The 6880-nt window shown below is 63.3% G+C and carries 4 protein-coding genes; 1 reads left to right on the top strand and 3 read right to left on the bottom strand.

The window, feature by feature from the left end:
- Window positions 1-215: 215 nt before the first annotated feature.
- Window positions 216-2471, bottom strand: coding sequence for a DNA topoisomerase IV subunit A (parC, locus tag EOA24_RS22690; protein ID WP_126082965.1), 2256 nt, complete (start codon window positions 2469-2471; stop codon window positions 216-218).
- A 417-nt stretch (window positions 2472-2888) separates the two neighbouring features.
- Between parC and EOA24_RS22685 the strand changes: the two genes are divergently transcribed.
- Window positions 2889-4079 (top strand): hypothetical protein, encoded by a 1191-nt coding sequence (locus EOA24_RS22685; RefSeq protein ID WP_126082966.1) that lies wholly within the window; start codon window positions 2889-2891, stop codon window positions 4077-4079.
- A 95-nt stretch (window positions 4080-4174) separates the two neighbouring features.
- Here the strand turns inward: EOA24_RS22685 and aspS are convergent, their stop codons facing one another.
- Both aspS and EOA24_RS22675 read right to left on the bottom strand, forming a co-directional pair.
- Complete coding sequence (gene aspS / locus EOA24_RS22680; protein ID WP_126082967.1) at window positions 4175-5971, bottom strand: aspartate--tRNA ligase; 1797 nt, start codon at window positions 5969-5971, stop codon at window positions 4175-4177.
- A 108-nt stretch (window positions 5972-6079) separates the two neighbouring features.
- Window positions 6080-6838 carry a DeoR/GlpR family DNA-binding transcription regulator gene (locus EOA24_RS22675; protein ID WP_126061166.1) on the bottom strand — a complete coding sequence of 253 codons (759 nt, stop codon included), beginning with the start codon at window positions 6836-6838 and terminating at the stop codon, window positions 6080-6082.
- Between the last annotated feature and the right edge of the window lie 42 nt (window positions 6839-6880).

Here is a 6880-nt window from a genome sequence, read left to right as displayed (position 1 = left end):
CTTATGCACCATCATAGTGCAGCAATCGTGACGATAGTCCAAATGTCTAGGAATCTCCCCCCTTGAGGGGGAGATGGCCGGCAGGCCAGAGGGGGTCGCCGCGCGTGGAGCGCTGGCGCCGTTCGCCAACAGAGAAGGTTGGCGCTTCACGCGCGGCGACCGCCTCTGTCGCCTTCGGCGACATCTCCCCCTCGAGGGGGGAGATTAGCGCTGCGCTACCCGAACTTCCCCGTCCGCGGGAAGCCCTTCGGCACCATGCGGCCGGCGGCGGCGCGGGTACCGATCCACTCGGCGAGCTCCTCGCGCGACTTGGTGAAGGTGCGGTCGGCCGAATCCTGCCAGGAGAGCCCGGTCTCCAGTGTGAACGTCTTCAAGTCCAGCACGCCGCCGTCCTTGTATTTCTGCAGGCGCACGCCCTTGCCGCGGGCCATTTCCGGGATTTCGGTGAGCGGGAAGACCAGCATCTTGCGGTTCTCGCCGACAATGGCGAGGTGGTCGCCCGCCACCGGAATGCAGCGCTTGGCCTCATCCGGCGCCTTGACGTTCATGACCTGCTTGCCCTTGCGGGTGTTGGCGACGACCTCTTCCTCCGAAACGATGAAGCCGTTGGCGTCATAGGATACCAGCAGCAGCTTGCGCTTCGGATCATGGACAAAAGCGGTGACGATGTCCTGGTCGTTCTCCATGTCCACGATGATGCGGATCGGCTCGCCATGGCCGCGCCCGCCCGGCAGCCGGTCGGCGCCGATGGTGTAGAACTTGCCGCCAGTGGTGAAGACCAGGATCTTGTCCGTGGTCTGGGCATGGAAGGCCAGCTTCAGGCTATCGCCTTCCTTGAAGGCGAGCTGCGAGTAATCTGTCAGGTGGCCCTTCATGGCGCGCAGCCAGCCCTTTTCCGAGACGACGACCGTGACCGGCTCGCGTTCAATCATGGCATGCGCGATGTCGGTGAGATCGTGCTCCGGCGCGTCGGCGAACTGGGTGCGGCGCTTGCCGAGCTCGGTCTCGGGGCCGAACTTGTCGCGAAGCTGCGTGACTTCCCACTTGATCGTCGCCCATTGCTTGGCGTCGGACGCGAGCAGCGCCTCGATCTGCTTCTTCTCCGCGGTGAGCCCGTCGAACTCCTTGCGGATCTCGATCTCTTCCAGCTTGCGCAAGGCGCGCAGGCGCATGTTGAGGATGGCTTCGGCCTGGTTGTCGGTGAGCGACCAGCGGGCCATCATCACCTGCTTGGGCTCATCCTCCTCGCGGATGATCCTGATCACCTCGTCGATGTTCAGATAGGCGATCAGGTAACCGGCAAGGATTTCCAGCCGCTTCTCGATCTCGCCCAGCCGGTATTTCGAGCGGCGGACCAGAACGTCGCGACGGTGGTCCAGCCACTCCTTCAGCACGCCTTTCAGCGAGAGCACGTTCGGCACCTTGCCGCGCGACAGTACGTTCATGTTGAGCGGGAAGCGGCTTTCGAGCTCGGTGAGCTTGAACAGCGATTCCATCAGCAGGCCGGGATCCACGGTGCGGCTCTTCGGCACCAGCACGATGCGGATGTCCTCGGCGCTCTCGTCGCGGATGTCTTCGAGCAGCGGCAGCTTGCGCGCCATCAAGAGCTCGGCGATCTTCTCAATCAGCCTGGCCTTCTGCACGCCGTAAGGGATTTCGGTGACGACGATGCTCCAGGTGCCCCTGCCCTGATCCTCCTGCCCCCATTTCGAGCGCACGCGAAAACCGCCGCGGCCCGTCTCATAGGCTTCGAGGATCGAGGCGCGGCTGTCGACGATGATGCCGCCGGTTGGGAAATCCGGCCCCTGGACGAAATCCATCAGCTTCGCCACCGGCGCTTCCGGATGTTCGATCAGATGGAGAGCGGCGTCGCAGAGTTCGGCGGCGTTGTGCGGCGGGATCGAGGTCGCCATGCCGACGGCAATGCCCGAGGAGCCGTTGGCGAGCAGGTTCGGGAAGGCGCCCGGCAGAACGGACGGCTCCTCGTCCTCTTCATTGTAGGTCGGGCGGAAATCGACGGCGTCTTCATTGATGCCGGCAAGCAGCTCGCTCGCCACCTCCGTCATGCGCGCTTCGGTGTAGCGCATGGCGGCGGCGTTATCGCCGTCGATGTTGCCGAAATTGCCCTGCCCGTCGACCAGCGGGTAGCGCATCGAGAAATCCTGCGCCAGGCGCACCAGCGCGTCGTAGATCGATTGGTCGCCATGCGGATGGAACTTGCCCATCACGTCGCCGACGATGCGGGCGCATTTGGCGAAACCCTGATCGGGGTTGAGCCTGAGCAGCCGCATGGCATGCATGATGCGGCGATGGACCGGTTTCAGTCCGTCGCGCACATCCGGCAGTGCCCGGTGCATGATGGTCGACAGCGCGTAAGCGAGATAGCGCCGCTCAAGCGCTTCCTTCAGATCGACCGGTTCGATTTTGTCGCCGCCGCCATTGTCATCGGGCGGCAAAAGCCTCTTTCCCATGGTTTTGGACTAGCCGAGCGGGTGATTCGCGGCAAGCGTCGCGTGAACATCGGCGCTTTGGTCGCGGCTACGAACACACAACCGGCGATGTGAAGGGCTTCACGGAAGCGCCCGGGAGGCGGCTGCAATTTGCCACCGATCTGCAACAGGCCGCGACGGCACCATGAGGCCGGCCAACATCAACTCGTTACACGCGGCCTCTATCTGGCATGCAACGCGCTGGCGGAGGAAAGCCGCGATCTTCATGACAAATTCACCGCATCGCGCAATGACTGCCGGCCGGCGTTTGCTTTTCGTCGCCATTTTCGACACATCTGCCGGAAAATGCCTTCTTCCCGTCCCGTTCGTCACGGAATGGTGATGGAGCAGGTGTCAGAACAATTTTCATCATAGCCAAATCAGGACAGGGAACTCGCCATGACAATCCAACGCTCGACGCTCAAGAAACTGGCTTTTTCGACCTTTCTGCTGACGCTGCCTCTCAATGCGGCCTTCGCCGCCGATCCGGCGGTGGCCGAGCGTATCAAGGCAGCCCTTGCCGCCCAGGGCGTCGAGATTTCCTGGACCGGTGTCTCGGGCGACGATTCGAACGCCGTGCTGCAGGGTGTTTCCATCAAGCCGGCGGCCGAGAAGGAAGCGCTGCCGATCGGCGACGTAAAGCTGGAAGGGGTCACCGAGGCCAATGGCGGCTATGCGATCGCCACTGTCTCGACCTCGCCCTTCGAACACAGCAAGGACGGCGTGACGCTCGACCTCAGCCCGGTGATCATCCACGACATGAAGGTCCCGGCCGAAGGCAGCACCGATCCGCTCGGCTCGCTGATGATGTACAAATCGGCGGAGCTCTCCAACATGACGGTCAAGGTCGGCGACAAGACGGCCTTCGCGATGGACGGGCTTGCGGTCCAGATCACCCCGCCGGCCGACGGCAAGGCGATGGACTTCACCGCCAACACCGAAAAATTCACCGCCGACCTGTCGCTGATCGACGACCCCAAGTCGAAGGAAGCGATCGAGGCGCTCGGCTACCAGAACATCTCGGGCAACATTGCCATGGCCGGCACATGGCAGCCGAGCGACGGCAAGATGGAGCTGTCGAAATATGACATCTCGGTCGAGAATGCCGGCACGCTCGGCATGACCTTCAACCTCGGCGGCTACACGGTCGATTTCATCAAGTCGATGCAGGCGATGCAGAAGCAGCTCGCCTCGCAGCCGGAAGGCGCGGACAATTCCGCGCAAGGCATGGCCATGCTCGGACTGATGCAGCAGCTTTCCTTCAACGGCGCCTCGGTGCGTTTCGAGGACGATTCGCTCACCGGCAAGGTGCTCGACTATGTCGGCAAGCAGCAGGGCATGTCGGCCAAGGATGTCGCCAACCAGGCCAAGGCGATCGTGCCGTTCGGCATGGCGCAGCTCAACAATCCCGAGCTGACGGCGGAAGTCTCGTCGGCGGTCAACACCTTCCTCGACGATCCGAAGAGCCTGGAAATCTCGGCCGAGCCTCCGTCGTCGGTACCGTTCGCGCTGATCATGGCCGGCGCCATGTCCAACCCGCTCGACCTGCCCAAGACGCTCGGCGTCAAGGTCAAGGCGAACCAGGACTGATCGAACACGTCAGCTCCAAACGAAAGCCCGGCAGTGATGCCGGGCTTTTTTGTCGGCCGATTTCTTAAGAGGAAAGAAAGGCTTGGCTGGGAGTCCTAGCCTTCCTTCTTCGTAACCGAGACGCGCAGCGACAGCTCGCGCAGCTGTTGCGGGGTCGCTTCGGACGGCGCGTTCATCAAGAGGTCATAGGCCTGCTGGTTCATCGGGAACATGGTGATCTCGCGCAGGTTCTTGGCCCCCACGAGCAGCATGACGATGCGGTCGACGCCGGCCGCCATGCCGCCATGCGGCGGCGCGCCATACTGGAAGGCGCGATAGAGGCCGCCGAAGCGCTCTTCCACAGTCGCGCGATCCAGACCGACCATCTCGAAAGCCTTGACCATGGTTTCCGGCAGATGGTTGCGGATGCCGCCCGACGCGATCTCGAAGCCGTTGCAGACCATGTCGTACTGGAACGCCTTGATGCCGAGCGGCTCCTGGCCGTTCAGCGCGTCAATGCCGCCCTGCGGCATGGAGAACGGGTTGTGGGCGAAATCGATCTTCTTCTCATCCTCGTTCCATTCGAAGAACGGGAAGTCGACGATCCAGCACAGCTCGAAGCGCTCGCGGTCGACGAGGTTCAGCTCCTCGCCGGCGCGGGTGCGCGCAGCGCCCGCGAAGGTGACGAACTTCTTCGGATCGCCCGCGACGAAGAAGGCGGCATCGCCATCGGCAAGGCCGAGTTGCTGGCGGATCGCCTCGGTGCGCTCCTCGCCGATGTTCTTGGCAATCGGACCGGCGCCTTCGAGTTTTTCGCCTTCCTTGCGCCAGAAGATATAGCCGAGACCTGGCTGGCCCTCGCCCTGCGCCCAGGAATTCATGCGATCGCAGAAGGCACGGCTGCCGCCGGTCTTGGCCGGAATGGCCCAGACCTCGGCCTTCGCATCGTTGGCCAGGATGTTGGCAAAGACCTTGAAGCCGGAATCGCGGAAATGATCCGAGACCGCCTGCATCTCGATCGGGTTGCGCAGGTCCGGCTTGTCGGATCCATAGGTGCGCATCGCCTCGTCATATGGAATACGGCGGAATTTCTGGGTTACCGGCTTGCCGTTGGCGAAGGTTTCGAAGACGCCGCGAAGCACCGGCTCCATGGTGGAGAGCACGTCGTCCTGCTCGACGAAGCTCATCTCGAGGTCGAGCTGGTAGAATTCGCCGGGCAGCCGGTCGGCTCGCGGGTCCTCGTCGCGGAAACAGGGCGCGATCTGGAAATAGCGGTCGAAGCCGGACACCATGATCAGCTGCTTGTACTGCTGCGGCGCCTGCGGCAGCGCATAGAAGGTGCCGGGATGGATGCGCGACGGCACCAGGAAGTCGCGCGCGCCTTCCGGCGAGGACGCGGTCAGGATCGGCGTCGAGAATTCGGTAAAGCCGACCTCGCCCATGCGCTTGCGCATCTCGGCGATGATTTTTGTCCGCGCCACGATATTGCGGTGCAGCGTCTCGCGGCGCAGGTCGAGGAAGCGGTATTTCAGGCGGATATCCTCGGGATATTCGGGCTCGCCGAACACCGGCAGCGGCAGTTCCTTGGCGGCCGACAGCACCTCGATCTCGCGCGCGAAAATCTCGATCTCGCCGGTCGGCAGATTGGCGTTCACCGTCTCCGGCAGCCGCGCCTTGACCTCGCCGTCGACGCGGATCACCCATTCGCCGCGCACGGTCTCGGCGACTTTGAAAGCCGGCGAATCCGGATCGGCGACGATCTGGGTCAGGCCGTAGTGGTCGCGCAAATCGATGAAGAGCAGCCCGCCATGGTCGCGCACGCGATGCACCCAGCCCGACAGGCGGACGGAATTGCCGACGTCGCTCTTTCTCAACTGGGCACAGGTGTGGCTGCGGTAACGATGCGTGGTCATGGGCAAAGTCCGGAAGTTGCGGGCACCAGCCCGGCTCGAAAATTGGCGCGAAAAGCGCATGAGAGGCCGGCTTTGTCAAGGCAAGCGCTCACACAGGCGCGCTTCCGCTCAGGCAAAGTGGATTTGCGCGCCCTGGCTTTGGAAATCGGCGAGCGTGGCGGCAGGCGCGGTCTTTTCCACCACGAGATGGCGGATCGCATCGGCGCCGGCGACACGATACGGCGCAGCAGTCGCAAGCTTGTCGTTGGTGACGGCAATGACAATGCCGGCGCTGTTTTTCGCCATGGCGCGTTTCACCTCAGCTTCGGCCGAATCGAAGGCGGTGACGCCGCGCGCGGCATCCAGACCGCAGGAGCCCAGAAAGAACAGATCGGCGCCAAGCTGGGCCACGGCGGCCAGCGTATCGGCGCCCACGCAGGTGCCGAGATCGGGAACATAGCGGCCACCGAGCACGATCAGTTCGACCAGAGGACGATCGACCAGCGCCGAGGCGACCCCCAGCGAATTGGTGGCAATGGTCAGTTCCATATCGCGCGGGATTGCCCTGGCGATGGCTTCATTGGTCGTGCCGCCATCGATGAACAGGGACTGCCCCGCCACGAGCAGCCCCACTGCCGCTTTCGCCAGGCGCGTCTTCTCCTCGACCGCATGTCCGCTGCGCTGGCTGAGCGTGGCGGCGGCGAAGGGCGCCGAGGCGACCGCGCCGCCATAGACCCGGCGCAACTGCCCGGCCTTGGCGAGCTCCCTGAGATCGCGGCGCACGGTGTCTTCCGAGACGCCAAAACGGCTGGCGAGTTCGCCGGCCAGCACCTTTCCGTCCGCCGCAAGCTGGTCGCGAATGAGTTGGTGGCGTTCTTCGGTGAGCATGCACGATCCTATTTATTTGTGCACGTTATTGCATGTTTTGCC

The sequence above is a fragment of the Mesorhizobium sp. M2A.F.Ca.ET.039.01.1.1 genome (assembly GCF_003998035.1).
Classification (GTDB): Bacteria; Pseudomonadota; Alphaproteobacteria; order Rhizobiales; family Rhizobiaceae; genus Mesorhizobium.
Note: the sequence above shows the minus strand (reverse complement) of the source record. Positions and strands in the feature narration are given on the sequence as shown.

What these genes read in the sequence shown, in the direction of transcription:
- parC (WP_126082965.1), bottom strand. Translation starts at nt 2,471, where the DNA reads ATGGGAAAGAGGCTTTTGCCGCCCGATGACAATGGCGGCGGCGACAAA.
- aspS (WP_126082967.1), bottom strand. Translation starts at nt 5,971, where the DNA reads ATGACCACGCATCGTTACCGCAGCCACACCTGTGCCCAGTTGAGAAAG.
- EOA24_RS22685 (WP_126082966.1), top strand. Translation starts at nt 2,889, where the DNA reads ATGACAATCCAACGCTCGACGCTCAAGAAACTGGCTTTTTCGACCTTT.
- EOA24_RS22675 (WP_126061166.1), bottom strand. Translation starts at nt 6,838, where the DNA reads ATGCTCACCGAAGAACGCCACCAACTCATTCGCGACCAGCTTGCGGCG.